The sequence below is a fragment of the Paenibacillus sp. ISL-20 genome (assembly GCF_018613005.1).
GTDB lineage: Bacteria > Bacillota > Bacilli > Paenibacillales > Paenibacillaceae > Paenibacillus_AQ.
In genome coordinates this window covers 1-16,456 of record NZ_JAGGRD010000023.1, presented here as the reverse complement: position 1 = coordinate 16,456, position 16,456 = coordinate 1, and the positions used below count along the sequence as shown (strand labels likewise).

Here is a 16,456-nt window from a genome sequence, read left to right as displayed (position 1 = left end):
TATATGAAAAAAGTAGTGTTGATTCTATTATTAGCATGCTTCTCTTTTTCTACCAGCGCATTTGCAGCTTACACTGCAACATCCCATGATTTGGCAGTTTTCCAACCGGCTCAACATAAATTAAGCGTTGGTCTATGGAGCTCTACGAATGAAACCGTTGAGCTATCGCTTTATGCTAAAGGACCCTCCGGTCAACTTAATAAAGTCTTCTCAACTACCGTGAATATTGGGCCAACCTCTTCAAGTCCTGTCGAGTATTCAGTAGGTTTTCTTAGTGCAGGAACCTATGTCCTCAAAGGACAATTCCAAGGGTCTTATGGTAGTCTTGGCCCTGTTAGTTTGAATCAAGCCAATTAATAAATGCATAGAGATGAATACGGCCAAGCCTGTTATGTTAATCGTTTGGCCGTATTATTTTTTTTAAGTGAAAATGAGATATATTGAGGGTTTATGTTAGATTGCACTTAAGCGATTGAACTACCGTATACCAGTAGATAATAAGAGACTTCCCACCTCGGATGCAGCTATTTCTTATCGATTAGCTCTCCAGCTTTAGAAAAAGTTTTATATTCCACCTTTCCTTTAGGCTGCTCGCTGTAATAGTAATAAAGCTTGGTTTCCTCATTCACGGTGCTGTTAAAAGCAATACCTTCTCCATTATCGCGACAGGCCTCTATGTGGTCAATGCGACTAAGCTGGGTTGGGATGAATATAACATGAACGTCTTTCTTAGGTGAGTAATGGAATGTTTTCTCAGTTACCTTGAAAGAATCCGTTCCAGGAGGCGGAATCAGAAGAGTATCGGTAACCTTCCATCCCCAAAAACTTTTCGACAACCCATATACCATAAAGCCTTCTTCAAGAGGTCTTATGGTTATATTTTGTTTCTGGGTCTTATCAATGAACATCCCGGTTCCGGTCCTCCTTGATACCCCTCCAAGGCATCCTCAACCGTTGAATTTACAATATACGTGTCCCATATGAGCAATCGGAACAATACGATACCTAAGAGAATCAAGAACACGATGAAGCTGTTCTTTTGGATGGGGTTCATGTTTTTAACGCCAAATTCATCATTTCAGAACAACGATGAGGATGTTCAAGATTCACGGAACAAAGCAAACAGGAAGGAAGGGGACGGAAAGCCAAGATATCCTCCATTTCAAGGGGAGGTTATAATTCGTCATCCGTTTGTATCGAGAGTACTTAACGTAACTTCGGTAATGCGCATAGGATGGGAATATCATCCATGTTATAGTAAATAACAACAAAATGATAGGACTCTTTTTCGGGCTCGTAGGTACAAGAACGTTATCGAAAATCAGCATAAAACCACAAACCCAAAAGTATCATCTATCATATTTGATGTTAAAGGAGATTGAAAAATGAGTGTCGTTCAAGAAGTACCTGTTCGCTGCATAGGAGGAAGAAACTGGGATTCATGTGGAGTCATTATATACATCAAACAAATTTGAATAATTCTATTCGTCTAAAGAAGAGTACATATACATGGCGCCTATTTTTGTTGGATACGTGAGTGACTGCCACGATGTGATAATGAATCCTTCTGATTGGTTGCTTGTCTATAAAGCTCCTTAGAGAAGGTAATAAGCCATTGAAAGATAGTATGGGATTTTTGAAGTGTATTAACCGGCCTCAAGGCTGAAAGGAGGATTTGAGTGCTTGAAAATCTTGAAATAGATAACCTTATCCATCAAGCAGATGCTTCAATTCCATTAGTAGTAATGATGTGTGGTGTGGCTGGATCAGGAAAAACAACATTCGCTCAACGGTTAGAGCAGAGGGGCTTTGTACGTCTCTCCATAGATGAAGAAATATGGTCTACAAATGGTCGATACGGAATTGATTATCCAGTTGAAATGTATGAGCAACTTAAAGGTGAAGCCGAGTTAAAGTTGTATAAGGAACTAGTAAATCTTTTAAATGAAAAGAGCAATGTGGTTATTGATTTCAGTTTCTGGCAACGTAAGAAACGAAATGATTATAAGAAGCTAATTGAAGATAGAGGAGGAGAGTGGAAGCTTATTTATTTGAAAGTTCATCCTGATGATTTACGTGAACGACTTCGCATTCGGAGCCAGAGATTCGATGCTAATGCTGCATTTACAATAACAGAAGAAATATTATCTTCATTCCTCATGGGTTTTGAAGCACCTACTGGTGAAGGGGAAATTATCATAGAGTAAAGATAACATATTTAAGCATATCGGACTTTGCTCCTCGGTTCGGAAGCTGAAGAGGATACATTTGCAAGAAATTATATAATAGAATTGAGGATCTCATCAAGAAAGTTCAATTGAAATCTTTGGAATTAGTAACCGGGGATTTCTTGATATCTCTTTAGCAATCAAGAATGGCGGAGTATTTCCAAGACTCATATTTGTGTCGATGAATGAAAACTCAAGAGTAGTTGTACTTGAAGGTCATGCCCGATTGACAGCTTATTTTATAAATAGTGAGTATATACCTGATGAAATGGAGGTATTAATTGGGTTCTCTGAGAAGTTTAATGGGTGGGATTTATATTAAGAACTTATGCAGCGGCTCCTTTGGATTTTTGGCATGCGGAAAGGATTTTGTAGAGGAATCAGCGGGCAATTCTTCAGGGGTCATGAATGCAGAAACGTTACAAGAAATCAGCGCCAAACGTTAGACGAAATCATATGAACCAGGAAAGGATGGGAGACAATGAAATTAGAGATTTTAACGGTGCCCTCTTATTGGAAAACTGAAATGAAACAAAAATATTATCAACTTTATGAGGAAAACAGCAAGTTGGTTGTTTTGTTTCCCGGAAAAAACTATCCTTGTGATAAACCAATTCTACATTTTGCTGGAGCCTCCGCACTTCAAAGTGGTTTTGATTTATTGGTACTGGAATATGGATATCAAGCTGCGAGAACGAATTTGGATGTTAATGAACTGCAAAGAGTCATAGAAGATAGCCACGAATCGGTTCAACGAATCATTGGCAAGTACAAGCAAGTTGTTTTTATTAGTAAGAGCATAGGGACAATAGTTGCTGGTGAAGTTCATGGGAAACTTGAAATTCCAATCAAACACTTATTTTTGACACCAATCAAAGATACAATTCACTATATCAACAAGTTTAACGGACTTGTGGTTTATGGAACAAAGGATGAAGTGTTTAATAATGAACTTGCAAATCAAATTAACATAGACAAAGTTAGAGAGGTCATTGAAATTCCTAATGCCAATCATTCTTTAGAGACCGAAAATGTTGAGGAATGTATTGAGATTCTAAGTAAACTCGTAAGGATATATATGGAATTTCTAAGCAAGTAATCAGTTGTAGGTTAAACAAAGTGACTTCGTCTAACGCCTGATCACACATAGGCGTACGCACCTTAAGTCGCTGGTGCTAACAACTCATAGAAAAGGGGCATCCGCAAGATCTTAGATCTTTTGGGATGCCCCTTTTGAGTCAAATATACGCTTTACAAGCGTCAGTTGATATTTTGCATTTTCGCAGGCGATGGAGCCGCACCGGCTGACTTTCTTTTAGCCAGATCCATCTTACGCTGCAGCATGCCAAGCACAAGATCCGCAACGATTGCCAGCACCGCGGCAGGAATGGCGCCTGCAAAGATTCGGAGGGAGTTGTTGCTGTTCAGTCCAGCATAGATTTCCCGTCCCAAACCGCCTCCTCCTACGAGGGGAGCAATCGTTACCACGCCGATGGCGATGACGGCGGCAATACGAAGACCTGACATGATATAAGTCAGCGCAAGCGGAAAACGTACTTTAACGAGCATCTGGAAGGGGCTCATCCCAATTCCTTTTCCAGATTCAAGATAGCTGGGATCCACCTGTTTTAACCCAACGTACGTATTACGTGCAATTGGATTCAGTGAATACAGGAAGAGTCCCACCATGACTGTTTTCGTTCCGAGTCCCATCCATAACATGAGAACCACGAGCATCGCTAAGCTCGGTACCACCTGCAAGATGTTGGTGATAAACAAAATGATCTTGGCAGCCCATTTGCTTTTAGAGCAGAGGATGCCAAGCGGTACTCCGACGATGAATGCCAGTCCCAGACCGATAACGACCATCGTAATATGCTGGATGAAATACTCCAAGAGTAACCCCTGATTTCGTGATATATACGACAAAAAGTCGGCAAATGTTAAATGTTCACTTTCCATGCTTACCCTCCTTTAGCTTTTCAAGAGGCCCTGCTCTTTCAAGTACGCGATTGCGACCTCCCGTTCGCTTTTCTTCTCAATGTCCACCTGATAATTAAGCGATATCATCGTATCTGCATCCAAATGACCGATTAAAGGCGCTATCATATCCTGGATTTCAGGATGCTTCTTCAAAAGGTCCGAACGCAATACCGGACTTGCATCATATGGAGGGAAGAATTGCTGGTCATCCTGAAGCGTCTGCAATTGGTAGGCTTTCAGCCGGGAATCCGTAGAATAGGCCAACACGATATCCACCTGCTCATTGGCTACCGCACTGTATACCAGGCTGATTTCCATGGGGAACACCTGACCGAATTTAATGTCATATGCTTTGGAGAACGCCGGATATCCATCCGTGCTTCTCTCCAGCCACGTGGTATCTACCCCAAGTTTCATACGATCCATGTCTTTTTTGACATCGGAAATTTTGGTATATCCATTGGCTTCGGCAAGATCCTTTCTTACCGTGAACGCGTAGGTGTTCTCAAAACCCAGTGGGTTCATCCAGGTAAACCCGAAGTGTTCCTGAAATCCATCTTGAGCTTCCTTCAAGACTTTATCGCGGTCTTTGGTACCGCTGATCGGGAAATGGTTGTTGAAAATCTCACCAGTATATAATGTTGCCATCTGAACGTCGTTTCTTTTCATCGCATTAATGACCAATGAACTTGATGCCAGATCCGGGATAATATCCACTTTCAGATCGGTTTGGTCTTCAATCAGAGCTTTATACATTTCTGCCATAATCTTGGTTTCGGTATAGGTTTGAGTCCCAATCGTAATCTCGCTTTGAATTCCGCATGCGGAGGTTAAAGCGGCAAGAGCCATCATGCAGATTAACATCGGAACCCATTTAAGCTTTTTCAGTTTCATCACGCCTTCCTTGTTCCGTCCGCCTCGCTGTATACGGTTGATGTGACTCATATCGCAGCGTCCCGGGTCTGAGTCTGATGGTAGTGTTTGCTTAGCCAGCCCTCAAGCAGCCCAAGCAGACCGTCAGCTACAAGTGCCAAGAGAATGGCACCAATGCCACCGATGAAGATCATCTCGGGCTTGTTGACACCAAGTCCAGATACTATAAGCTGGCCTAAACCGCCAGCACCAATCAGGGAAGCCAGTGTTGCCCAGCTGATGATGTACACGGTCGTAATGCGGATACCGGACATGATGTAAGGAAGCGATAAGGGAAGCTGAATCCTCAAAATCGTTTGGGCGGTGCTGTATCCCATCCCCCTGGCCGAATTGAGCACCCCCTTATCCACGGAGTGAAAACCGTCATAGGTATTCCGCAGGATGGGCATGAGGGAATACAAAAACAGCGCAAGGATGGCCGGCTTCATGCCGATGCCGAGCAGCGGAATCAGAATAGCCAGAAGCGCCAGGCTTGGTACCGTCTGAAACAGGTTCGTAATGAAAAATACGATGCTGTTGATCCAGCCTATCCGGTTGTATACCAAAAGGATTCCGATCGGTACGGCAACAACAGTCCCCAAAAGCACGGCAGAGAATGAGAGGACCAGATGCTCCTGCAATGCATTTAGAATATCCGGATAACGTTCCGTGATAAAACTCCAGAATGCGTTCATATCACTCACCCTCTCCGTTCTGCACCGGAGGAACCATCGTTGGATAGACTTCGGCCAAATGTTTAACCACACTGCCTCTTGTGATTAATCCGAGGAACCGGTTATTACTGTCTACGACAGGAAGATTACTGAGCTGATGGCTGTCCATGATCTCGATGGCCTGCGGAAGCGTGCTTCCCGAAGCCACAGAAAAACGGACTGGATGCATAACGTCAGCCACCGTTTTGCCTTCCTCGCCGTATTGGTCGAGAACCCGGTAGATTGAAACCGCTCCTTGTAGCTGACGGTTACGGTCCACAATCAGCAGCGAATCGACCCGCTTCATTTCCATCATTTTGATGGCTTCAGCTAATCCCCGGCTAGGGAATGCCGTGACCGGATTCGTAATCATCACTTCATCTACAAGCGGAATTTCATAGGCGCTTTCATTTTCATTTTGCAGACGTTTCGAACCGATAAAGTCACGTACAAATTCGTTTGCGGGATGCCGTAAAATGGTGTCCGGTCTACCCGTTTGAATCACTTCCCCATCTTTCATCAGAATGATGGTGTCCGCAATTTTAATAGCTTCATCCATATCATGCGTAACAAAGATAATGGTTTTATTGAGCTCCTGCTGAAGCCGGATCAGCTCATCCTGAAGCTGCTCGCGACTGATGGGATCCAGAGCGGAGAAAGGCTCGTCCATCAGGATGATATCGGGTTCAGCTGCCAGCGCACGCACTACGCCTACGCGCTGCTGTTGTCCGCCGCTAAGCTCGGATGGGTAGCGTGTGCCATAAATAGTGTGGTCCAGTCCGACCATGTCTAACAATTCATTTACTTTTTGATCTGTTTTGTCTTTATCCCACTTCTTCAGACGTGGAACTACGCCCGCGTTCTTGGAGATATTCATATGCGGAAATAAACCAACGCTTTGAATGACATAACCGATATTGCGCCGCAGTTCAACCGGATTCAATCTCGAGATATCCTTACCGCCAATCAGAACTTTGCCCGATGATGGCGTATTAAGCGCGTTGATCAGCTTCATGGTAGTCGATTTGCCACAGCCACTCGGTCCGATGAGGACGGTAATTTCCCCTTTTTTGAATTCCAGATTAATGTCCTTCAGCGCGTGAAAGCCATTATCATAAACCTTGTTCACATGCTCCAGTACTATCATTCAATCGCCCCTTTGCAAGCAGTATCCATATTATGCGGAGCATTTGGCATATCATCCATCGGGACCCAAAAATTGTTGAAGGAAAAGTGTGGTGCCAGAGTTAAGGGAAGGCTTCAGCCTTGTTATGTAGAAATGGAAAATGAAGCTAAGCAAGTTAGCTTTAAAAGAAATCAAAATGGAATAGGATTAAGCGCATGATTAAGGGGTGGAGATAGATCTAAGAGGAAGCCCTGAGGGTACTAACAATTTAAGTTAAAAATCATCGTTATGGTATTGACTTTCATACCCAAAATTCCACCTTTATATGCATTGTAGCTTTCCAAACTGTGCAATCCCTTGTTACATCCATCCGAAGAAGTATTCCAAGCCTGTATGCCCCTGTTCGTATTCGGGAAAATATGCGTTCTCATACATGAATCCCTGTTATACCTGCGAGAATCAAGCAGCTATGTCATGGTGCCACTGCTTCCCTCGGTCCAAATGGATAATGCAAAATGCGTAAGCAGGCAACGAGTCTCTATCGAGTAGGTCCGTATAACTGCCTAATGCATTAATATGTTTAATACTATTACCCAGTTAGCATTAGTTTGAAACATGTATACAGAACGATTTTGAATTTTTAGTACTTCGGGTCCAGAACTGTCCATGAAGCAGACCGGCTCTGTAACGACATTGCTCAGCGGGAAAGTATGTGCGATCCAAGTTTTGAGATTTTCGAGTATTGTACTATGATAAACTTGATTCCATTATTGATTCGAACGATGGTGGGACAGTCCCCTTTAAGGAGTGGTAGATATGGCGCGTGTGTTATTTATTAATGGTGGATCTGAGGGACATATCAATCCAACGATTGGCGTTGTGCAAGAGCTTATTTCGCGTGGAGAAGAGGTCGTGTACTTTTGTATAGAAGCTTTTCGGGAGCGTATCGAGAAGACGGGGGCAACCGTTCGAACATTTGACGATCAAAAATTTATTAAAGCCTTTATCTCAGGTGGGAGAGATTATTTGCTCGAAAGAGTCAACGGTCTTTTACTTACGGCAGATATCGTCATACCAAGCGTTCTTGAACAAATCAAAGGAGAGCATTTTGATTATATCATTCATGATTCCATGTTTGGTTGCGGTCGTTTACTTGCTCAAATTCTTAAACTTCCTGCAATCAACTCTTGTACTACTTTTGCGCAGACAAAAGAATCATTCGATAAAATGCTGGAACCATTTTTTATAAATGTCTCTGCAGACATCGTTAAACCTATAAACGATAAATTCCAAAGCCTGACGGCAATGGTGCAGGAAAAATATGATGTGGAGATCGAATCGCCTTATGAAGTGATTTGCAATCCTGCGCCGCTGACGATTGTTTATACAACAAGGGAGTTTCAACCTGAAGAAGAAGCATTCGACCAATCGTATAAATTTGTAGGTCCATCCATCTCTACACGATTAACGCAAGAAAACTTCGACTTTACTGCAATCGAGGGGGAAAACCCCATTTACATATCACTGGGTACCGTGTTTAATCATGCAATGGATTTTTATAAGCTTTGTATTGAGGCATTGGGGAACACGGATCATACCATCGTCATGTCGATTGGGAGTAAAGTCCAAATTTCTGATTTAGGGGAAATCCCTAATAACTTCATCGTAAAAAATTATGTCCCACAAACCGATGTATTGCAATACGCTAAATTATTTATTACACATGGTGGAATGAACAGTACCCATGAAGGTCTTTATTATGGGGTCCCGCTCATTGTAATCCCACAAAGCGCGGATCAGCCGATCATTGCGGAGCAAGTCGCCCATATCGGAGCAGGCATTACATTACAAATGCAAAGCTTGACTGCAAATCAATTGCGTGAAGCTGCAGATCATGTGTTAAGCCTTTCAACTTTTAAGAAAGCTGCTATAAATATTGGGGAATCTTTTCGACAATCGGGTGGGTACCATCAAGCTGTTGATGAGATTTTCGAATTTAAAAGTCAATATAGATCTGAATAATGAGTGTGTACTGGAAAAAACACGGGGCCGACAAGATCATGAGCATATAACTATAGCACCGTTACAAACAGTCAATAACTGTTCACACGGTGCTATTCATTTTCACGTCAATCCTTGAGATAACGGGTTCTATCTTATGATAAATATATGTATATTTTGAAGTATAGTTCTCTTCTAAACGCGAATGTCAATACCCATATTCCGTTGTGTTTGTAGGTTACTATGCTTATTCTTGTCGGTATCCTGATTATACCTTAGCGTATCCGCAGCGTTTACAGTTTGAGCAGATACGGATACATCCTCCTTATGATCAACCTCTCTGGTGACGAACTTCTTGTTATCGTTTTGAATCTCTTCTTTAGTGGCTTCGATCTTTTCACTCATTTTACGATCCAATTCAGTAATTTTCTTCTCGATGTTTAGCGCTTCATCGGTTTTCGATTTATTAACTGTCAATTCTAGATTCTTTCTCATTTCCGATTTGCCTGGGTCGCCGGGTTCATTCTCACCTCCAAGAAGAGCTCTTCCCTTTCTTACTTCATGCCTAAGAGTGTCAGTTTCCACTTTCAGTGATCTACGTACACTTGCCATTTTGGTCAATTGGTCATGTAGATTACTAGCTTGTAAAAACTTTTCCATTGATATGCCTGACACATCTTGCTTACTTGTATCCATTTCGATTTTATTACTCAAATTCTCCTTTTGAGAAGAAGCACTATTGTTATTCTTATTCTCCTCAGTCTTCTCCATTCTCTTCTGCATAATTTGAGATTCAAGTAATTGCATATCCGTGGTTAAAAGTTTAATTCTTTCATCTTTTTGTTTAGAGTCCAGCTTTTCGTCTGATTTAATACTCGCGATTTTTTCATTAATAATTCCTTTTTGATTGATTAGCTGCTCAATCTCCCGGTCAATAGGAGACATAATATTTGTTCTGGACTTTACAGGCGGCGTAGACTGTGATCTGCTTGATACGCTTGTAATTTGAGGCATTTAAACACGTCCCTTATAACGAAATGGTGAATATTTCCTTATGGTTATTATCGGTTGTTAACCATATGAATATTAACTAGAATTTTAAGAGAAAAAGTTATGACCTCTTATTGAATTTCAAGCGGATTTAAGCGGAAAAGTAAGGGCTTTTTTACTGCTCCATCTGTCAACTCCACATTGTAGATGAAAGAAGTTGTTAGAGTGTATATTTATTGAATGATTGAACTAGCGAGGAACGATAGTTGGTTAGTGGAAGGAATGAAATCAGATAACACAGTATTCAAACTATTGGACTACCACCGCTTGATTGTCATATGTATAATGATGGAAGAAAGGTTATCTGAATCTTATGTGAAACACCTGAAAATATTAACAATCGATTTAAGGGACAATGGTCCGTAATTTAGTTTTTAGTTTATTAAGGGGGCTAATAACTTGGATTTTTTTTGGATGGCAGCGTTATCTCAAATTTTCATTATTTTATTAGTTTTACTGTTCTTTGTAGGATTATTTCGATTTGTGAATAGATTAATTTTACACACAAAAAATACAAAAGAAAGCTTAAGAAGAATAGAAGACAAAATAGATAGGCTAAATCAAGAATTAAATAAGACAAATGAATAACTTTAAAATAGATAGTCCGTGAATACAAGAACTAAGAACATAAACGACTTATTTAGGGGGAGAACGCTTGATTAGAAAAGAGATTCAATTCATATTAGATAGCTTACCGGAAACAGAATTGCAAAAAATATATTGGTCAATAAAAATAATTCAAAAGGAATATGTATATAAAGAAAAATTAATTGAAAAAGGCGTAATCATCTCAGATATATTTGATGGAGCAACAGAAATTATTAATAGATGGGACAAAATATTTACACTAAACATTAGCGACGATATAAAAGAAAGCATTTATTACAATCAATATAGGTGGCATATTTTTAGTTATGAAGTACAAGATTGTTTGAAAGCACATGAAGCAAGAAATGCTTTTAATACCGAAAATAAAGATGAATTATATGTTATGTACCAAAACTCTCCCAGTGTACTTCTATACAGTAAAGCAAAAGCAATAGTCGCGGAGGATTTTGATTCTCAACAAGATATATATATTTTCGATAGAAACTTTACTTGGACGTATATAAATACTCATGAAGATATGTGTGGGCCCTATTTTTACAAAGTGAAATAATTTCGACAGACAATAACCGGGTGAATCTATACTTGGGAGGGATTCAGAAAGTGGGTAGAAGACCATTATTCATTATTGCCGTCATCTTGTGCTTACTAATTAGCGTAAGTTGTAGTAATAAAAATGAAGTTACTCCTGACGACATTGACAGTATTAAATTAGAATTAGTAGAACAAAAGGAAGAAGCAAATGGGACAATGTTCACATTAAAATTACATAACAAATCCAGTCATATTATAGTACAAAACAATGTATATTTAAGTTTCCCCATAAAAATTGAAAACGGTGCTAAGGGGAATGATTTTAAGATCGAAGCTAGAAATAATAAACTCAATATTGATCCAGGAGAAGAATTACTGCTCACCGTATTTGCTCCTAAGGAAATGTATGAAGGAAACCATAATATTGACTTAGAAGATCCTCATATCGAGATAAAAGGTTTCTTTAATGAAGTAACCGAAATCAATCAATTCAATATGCTTGGTGGGCATCGTACTATGGTTGGTTTTGAGGGACAATAAGAACTGTCTAGGGCTGGGTTGTTTTGTTAATACCCACGTGAGCTATATTATAGAGAATAGATGATTGAACGGAGTTGTATCTAATGTTGATACTTGAACGAGCAATAAAAAGTGATGCCCCAAAACTTGCGGAGATACAAAAGGCCAGCTTTGATGATGAATCAAAGCATTTTAATAATAATGAAATCTGTGGCCCACTAGGATACGATTCCGTAAGTTGGCAAGAAGAGATGATGCAAAATTGTGAATATTATAAAGTGCTCTATAATGGAGAAATCATTGGGGGCGTTATGATATTTATAGAAAGCAATCAAGTACATAATCTAGGGCGGATTTTTATTGATCCAAACTATCAGAATCAAGGACTCGGTAAGAAAGTAATGAAAGAAATTGAGGGGAGTTTTCCGGATAGTGCAAAATGGTGGCTTGATACTCCTAGGTGGAGTGTCAAAAATCATCACTTCTATACAAAGTGTGGATTCACCAAAGTCAGAGAAGAAGATGATTTGTACATTTTCGAGAAGACTTTCTAGTTCCGTATCAGGAGTAAATATGACGATCTCGGGATATATAGCAGATGAAGTTCCATCTGTGGAGATCCAATTACCTTGTATATGTTTTTTGTTGTTCTATTATTAAGTAGTAAGCTGAGCCTGAAGTAAATTTAACCTGAGAACTGCGAGGACATGAAGATGACGAAGAAGTTATATTACGAATCCGCTTATATTCGGGAGTGGGAGACACGAATCACACGCAGACTGGAGCGGGAGGACGGGACCTATCTAGTAATGGAGGAAACGGCCTTTTATCCGCACGGTGGAGGGCAGCCCTGTGACCTAGGGTGGATCGATAAAATCCCCGTTCTTGATGTCGTGCTGGAGGAAGGAGAAATTCTGCATAGAGTCGAGCGTTTACCTGAGAAGGAACAGGTCAGCTGCCGTTTGGATTGGGATAGAAGATTCGACCATATGCAGCATCATAGCGGCCAGCATCTCCTGTCTGCCATGTGTCTGGAAGTATGCCAGGCGGAAACACTCAGTTTCCACCTGGGTCAGGATTACGCTACGATTGATATCGCCCGAACTGACCTGTCTCAGGCCCAACTGATGATGCTGGAATTGGAAGTTAATGATCAGGTTTACCTTAACCGAAAGGTAAGGAATTATTTTGTGAGCCGGGAGCAGGCTGCTGCCCTGCCGCTGGTGAAGCAGCCGAAGGTAACCGATGATATCCGGATTGTAGAAATCGAAGGTATCGAGTATAACGCTTGTGGGGGTACACATGTCTCCACAACGGGTGAGATCGGAATGATCAAACTGCTCAGAGCCGAGAAACAGAAGGGACATTTGCGTATATATTTTAAATGCGGATATCGGGCGTTGCAAGAATTTAATGCCGGAATGGAGATTCTCGTCAGTCTATCGGCCAGGTTTAATACAGCAAAGGAAGAGATTTTAGATCGAATTGCAAAATGGGATCAAGAACAGAAGCAGCTCCAGGCTGAATTGAACACCGTGAAGGCTGAGAATGATGCTTACCTGGCAGGAAAGCTGCTGGCAGACCGTCAAGGCAGCCTTATCAAACACGTTTTTGCGGACAAGCCGCTGAAGGATATGCAGAACCTGGCGGCCAAGCTCACTGAAGAAGCTGACATTATCGTGCTCTTCGTGTCCAACGCAGACCATAAGGTTGTCCTCGCTCAAAGGGGAGAGAGCAGTCTCAACTGCGGTGGGTTCTTCAAGCAGCACCTGGCCGATTATCGCGGTAAAGGCGGAGGTAGCGACAAGATGGCACAGGCCGGTTTTGCCACCGGGGAGGATGCCATGGCGTTTTACCATTTTGCGGCGCAGTCTTTAAGTTAGCCTGAAGAGGAGTAAGCTGTCTATAAGTAGAAAGTATCCAAGAAGCTTAAACAATAAACGCCTCAACCTAAGATAGAAGCTATTTAGGATGAGGCGTTTTGTGCATACGTTATTTCAAATGGAATTTAGAGTTAATGACATCAGATAACATAGTATTTACGCATTGGATATTTAACATTTATATCGAACAAGGAGATAAAACATGAGGGACATCATAAACATAAAGAGACTAACTACATTAGAAGAAGCTGAATTATTGGATCAAGAATTTGCCAAGCGTTATGGGTGGTATCGACAAGGAGATTATTATCATATGTGCCTAAATGAGAACAATACCAATAAACGAGTAACCATGATTGCATATTACAATGATTCGTTAGCAGGATGCTGTCATTTAATCTATGAATCTCAGTATCCTTATTTTCTGGATAACCATATTCCTGAGATTAATGATTTGAACGTATTTCCTGAGTATAGAAGAAAGCATATAGCAAACCGATTATTTGATGAATTAGAGCTTATTGCCTCAAAGACCTCTACCTACATAGGGCTAGGAGTAGGGCTGTACAGAGATTATGGAAATGCCCAAAGAATGTATACATCTCGTGGATACGTGATGGATGGTAGAGGTATGTCCTATAAAAATGTTCAAGTAATACCAGGAGAATCAGTTATGGTAGATGATGATCTATTAATATATTTAGTTAAGGATTTAAAGAGCACTTTATATTAGGTTCACACTTAAGTCGGTGAGATGTCATGAATGTAAGAACGTCGGAGTAACACAGTACGAGAAACTTATGAATGCCGTAATGTTATCAGAAAGCATTGTAAACACACAAGTTAGAAAGAAGGAAGTGAGATGAAGTGAAATCTCCGGGCGGTTCAATATTTCCTTATTATTATAAGGGCGGTGAAATTCATTGTCTAAAGTATGGGAACAAATATAGAGATGAAGAAAAGCTTTTTGAATTGATGAAACAAGAAGAGGATTTCATAATCAAAACAAACAAGAAATTAAAAATATGGGTCGATATGTACACAACACCGGTGACAAGTAAGGTTCTTCAAGAATTAATAAATAATCTAAAGAACTTAGATAACTATATTGAGAGACTATCGTTTGTCGGGTTATCTAGAATAAACGAATGGAGGTTAAAAAGAAGTATCAAAAAAGCAGGAATTGCCCTTAAAATTTCTTATTATTCTGACCCTGAAGATGCCAAGACATGGTTAGTAAGTGAAAAATAAAATAAATGAGGGTTTGACTGTGAATCTGGAATATAAAATCAATGATAACTGTATTGTCAGCGAGGTTGAAGAAGTGTTTATTCGATCAGGTATCAGGAGACCGGTAGGCGATTCAGATCGAATTCAGAGGATGATAGATAATGCAGATGAGATTATAACGGTAAGTGAAGGAAGTAAACTGGTGGGATTTTTAAGGGCAATTACAGATTATTCATATTGCTGCTATATTTCAGATATTGCAGTGGATATGAACTATCAAGGATTAGGAATTGGCAAAGAACTAATAAGAATATTGAAGGACAAATTAGGAGAAGACGAGATTCAATATGTGCTCACTTCAGCACCGAAAGCCGTAGGATTTTATGAGAGGATCGGATTTGAACGGGCAGATAAAGCATTTGTAATAAAAAGAAAACGGAATTGACGATATGGATCAAAAATCCTCTCCGGTTCGTAATACAAGAAACTTATACGCTCCTTAATGCATTATAATCAATAAATCATAGAATCGGGGATGTAAAAATGATAACAGAACTGAATAAATCAGAATTTTATAAGATACAACACATTACGGATAAGTGTAAGAATATCGAGGTTAGGGCTGTAGTTAGCGGGAATAACCCGGGTGGGGTCTATGCAGATCATCCAACAGAACCTACAGCAGCATTAATTTGGATTGAAGGACAAAAAGGTTTTCAGATTGTTGGAGATGCTCAGAGTAAAACATTTTTAACAGGATTAGAAGAATACATGAGAAATCATGTGGAACCCAAACTACAGAAGCAAAATATTAATTGGGTCGAGATTGGCCTAGATCCTGATCCTTGGGATAAAACGATACAAAACATTTTTAAAAAGCGCGATATTTCGAGTGATACTCAACATGTGTTTACATTAAGAGGGAATCCTCAATTTATTGAATCTCAAGATCATGAGGTGAATATTCAACGGATAAGTTGTGAGTTATTGAATTCAAGACGATTGGAAAACCATTCGTTTTTAGAAAGCAAAATATTACGGTTTTGGGATTCTACAGACTCTTTCTTAGAGCAAGGCTTCGGATACTTGGTTGAGGATAATAACAATGTGGTGAGTTTATGTTTTTCAGCATTTGTTGTAGATAAAACGCATGCCATTGATATCGAAACTCTTGAAGAGCATAAAAGAAGAAATTATGGCGCTGCAGTAGCTCGAGCATTTGTGCAGGAATGCGTACAAAAAGGAATTCATCCATACTGGGACTGTACTCCGGAAAATACTGGGTCTATTCGACTTGCAAAGAAAGTTGGAATGTCCCCTGATTTTGACTACCAAATTTCCTGGTATGGTTTATCCTAAGGGCGCTGTTATAAACCAGTTCGAAGATGGCCTCAACAGCAGCACAGAAACATTTGTGTTTCAGGGCCCTCGCCCTAACCCCAGTAGATGAAGTACCGGATAGGGGAAGCAAGCCAGTTGGACACATTCATATCACTAAAGAAGGAAGCATTTTAGGAAGAGGGACTTTCGTGATTACGGGTAATTTAAGACGAAATATTCTAAATCGAAATGAAGGAGTCATTGAATGAAGATCATTACTCAAACCTCAATTAATAACGGGGTAAGCATTCACTACCTTGATTCTCATCCGGGTCTGTCAATAATTTTGTG

At 40.2% G+C, this 16,456-nt stretch carries 19 protein-coding genes; 13 read left to right on the top strand and 6 right to left on the bottom strand.

Annotated elements, in window-relative coordinates; genetic code table 11:
- Positions 1-3: 3 nt before the first annotated feature.
- A complete protein-coding gene (locus J7E85_RS13495; protein WP_215158558.1) occupies positions 4-357 on the top strand; it encodes a hypothetical protein in 354 nt (117 codons plus the stop codon).
- A 167-nt stretch (positions 358-524) separates the two neighbouring features.
- Here the strand turns inward: J7E85_RS13495 and J7E85_RS13490 are convergent, their stop codons facing one another.
- Positions 525-908 (bottom strand): hypothetical protein, encoded by a 384-nt coding sequence (locus tag J7E85_RS13490; RefSeq protein ID WP_215158556.1) that lies wholly within the window; start codon positions 906-908, stop codon positions 525-527.
- A gap of 771 nt (positions 909-1,679) precedes the next feature.
- Between J7E85_RS13490 and J7E85_RS13485 the strand changes: the two genes are divergently transcribed.
- Both J7E85_RS13485 and J7E85_RS13480 read left to right on the top strand, forming a co-directional pair.
- Positions 1,680-2,207 carry a P-loop nucleotide/nucleoside kinase family protein gene (locus J7E85_RS13485; RefSeq protein ID WP_353049496.1) on the top strand — a complete coding sequence of 176 codons (528 nt, stop codon included), beginning with the start codon at positions 1,680-1,682 and terminating at the stop codon, positions 2,205-2,207.
- Between the two features lie 502 nt (positions 2,208-2,709).
- The gene (locus J7E85_RS13480; protein WP_215158554.1) at positions 2,710-3,327 is read left to right on the top strand and encodes an alpha/beta hydrolase; all 618 of its coding nucleotides are present in this window, start codon (positions 2,710-2,712) and stop codon (positions 3,325-3,327) included.
- Between the two features lie 161 nt (positions 3,328-3,488).
- On the opposite strand, the gene J7E85_RS13475 is transcribed toward J7E85_RS13480, so the two are convergent.
- The 4 genes from J7E85_RS13475 to J7E85_RS13460 are packed head-to-tail and all read right to left on the bottom strand — an operon-like array spanning position 3,489 to position 6,983.
- Positions 3,489-4,190, bottom strand: coding sequence for an ABC transporter permease (locus J7E85_RS13475; protein ID WP_215158552.1), 702 nt, complete (start codon positions 4,188-4,190; stop codon positions 3,489-3,491).
- Positions 4,191-4,202: 12 nt separating this feature from the next.
- Positions 4,203-5,156 (bottom strand): glycine betaine ABC transporter substrate-binding protein, encoded by a 954-nt coding sequence (locus J7E85_RS13470; protein ID WP_251035700.1) that lies wholly within the window; start codon positions 5,154-5,156, stop codon positions 4,203-4,205.
- A complete protein-coding gene (locus J7E85_RS13465; RefSeq protein ID WP_215158550.1) occupies positions 5,153-5,818 on the bottom strand; it encodes an ABC transporter permease in 666 nt (221 codons plus the stop codon). Before J7E85_RS13465 ends, J7E85_RS13470 begins: the two co-directional genes overlap by 4 nt.
- 1 nt (position 5,819) lies before the next feature.
- Positions 5,820-6,983, bottom strand: coding sequence for an ABC transporter ATP-binding protein (locus J7E85_RS13460; protein ID WP_215158548.1), 1,164 nt, complete (start codon positions 6,981-6,983; stop codon positions 5,820-5,822).
- A 795-nt stretch (positions 6,984-7,778) separates the two neighbouring features.
- On the opposite strand from J7E85_RS13460, the gene J7E85_RS13455 reads away from it, so the two are divergent.
- Positions 7,779-8,984, top strand: a complete 1,206-nt coding sequence (locus J7E85_RS13455) for a macrolide family glycosyltransferase (protein ID WP_215158546.1) — start codon at positions 7,779-7,781, stop codon at positions 8,982-8,984.
- Positions 8,985-9,158: 174 nt separating this feature from the next.
- On the opposite strand, the gene J7E85_RS13450 is transcribed toward J7E85_RS13455, so the two are convergent.
- Positions 9,159-9,977: a FlxA-like family protein gene (locus J7E85_RS13450; RefSeq protein ID WP_215158544.1), complete on the bottom strand. Its 819-nt coding sequence runs from the start codon at positions 9,975-9,977 to the stop codon at positions 9,159-9,161.
- A 435-nt stretch (positions 9,978-10,412) separates the two neighbouring features.
- Between J7E85_RS13450 and J7E85_RS13445 the strand changes: the two genes are divergently transcribed.
- The 9 genes from J7E85_RS13445 (at position 10,413) to J7E85_RS13405 (ending at position 16,144) form a co-directional block, all read left to right on the top strand.
- On the top strand, positions 10,413-10,601 hold the full coding sequence (locus tag J7E85_RS13445; RefSeq protein ID WP_215158542.1) for a DUF4083 family protein: 189 nt from the start codon (positions 10,413-10,415) through the stop codon (positions 10,599-10,601).
- Positions 10,602-10,668: 67 nt separating this feature from the next.
- Entirely contained in the window at positions 10,669-11,172 is a 504-nt protein-coding gene (locus J7E85_RS13440; protein ID WP_215158540.1) for a DUF4275 family protein, read from the top strand.
- 50 nt (positions 11,173-11,222) lie between these two features.
- The gene (locus J7E85_RS13435) at positions 11,223-11,693 is read left to right on the top strand and encodes a hypothetical protein (RefSeq protein ID WP_215158538.1); all 471 of its coding nucleotides are present in this window, start codon (positions 11,223-11,225) and stop codon (positions 11,691-11,693) included.
- Positions 11,694-11,776: 83 nt separating this feature from the next.
- The gene (locus J7E85_RS13430) at positions 11,777-12,226 is read left to right on the top strand and encodes a GNAT family N-acetyltransferase (protein WP_215158536.1); all 450 of its coding nucleotides are present in this window, start codon (positions 11,777-11,779) and stop codon (positions 12,224-12,226) included.
- A gap of 159 nt (positions 12,227-12,385) precedes the next feature.
- Positions 12,386-13,555: an alanyl-tRNA editing protein gene (locus J7E85_RS13425; RefSeq protein ID WP_215158534.1), complete on the top strand. Its 1,170-nt coding sequence runs from the start codon at positions 12,386-12,388 to the stop codon at positions 13,553-13,555.
- Between the two features lie 202 nt (positions 13,556-13,757).
- Complete coding sequence (locus J7E85_RS13420) at positions 13,758-14,288, top strand: GNAT family N-acetyltransferase (RefSeq protein WP_215158532.1); 531 nt, start codon at positions 13,758-13,760, stop codon at positions 14,286-14,288.
- A gap of 134 nt (positions 14,289-14,422) precedes the next feature.
- Entirely contained in the window at positions 14,423-14,806 is a 384-nt protein-coding gene (locus J7E85_RS13415; protein WP_215158530.1) for a hypothetical protein, read from the top strand.
- Between the two features lie 19 nt (positions 14,807-14,825).
- Entirely contained in the window at positions 14,826-15,230 is a 405-nt protein-coding gene (locus J7E85_RS13410; protein ID WP_215158528.1) for a GNAT family N-acetyltransferase, read from the top strand.
- Between the two features lie 98 nt (positions 15,231-15,328).
- Positions 15,329-16,144 carry a GNAT family N-acetyltransferase gene (locus J7E85_RS13405; protein ID WP_215158526.1) on the top strand — a complete coding sequence of 272 codons (816 nt, stop codon included), beginning with the start codon at positions 15,329-15,331 and terminating at the stop codon, positions 16,142-16,144.
- The last annotated feature ends 312 nt before the right edge of the window (positions 16,145-16,456 follow it).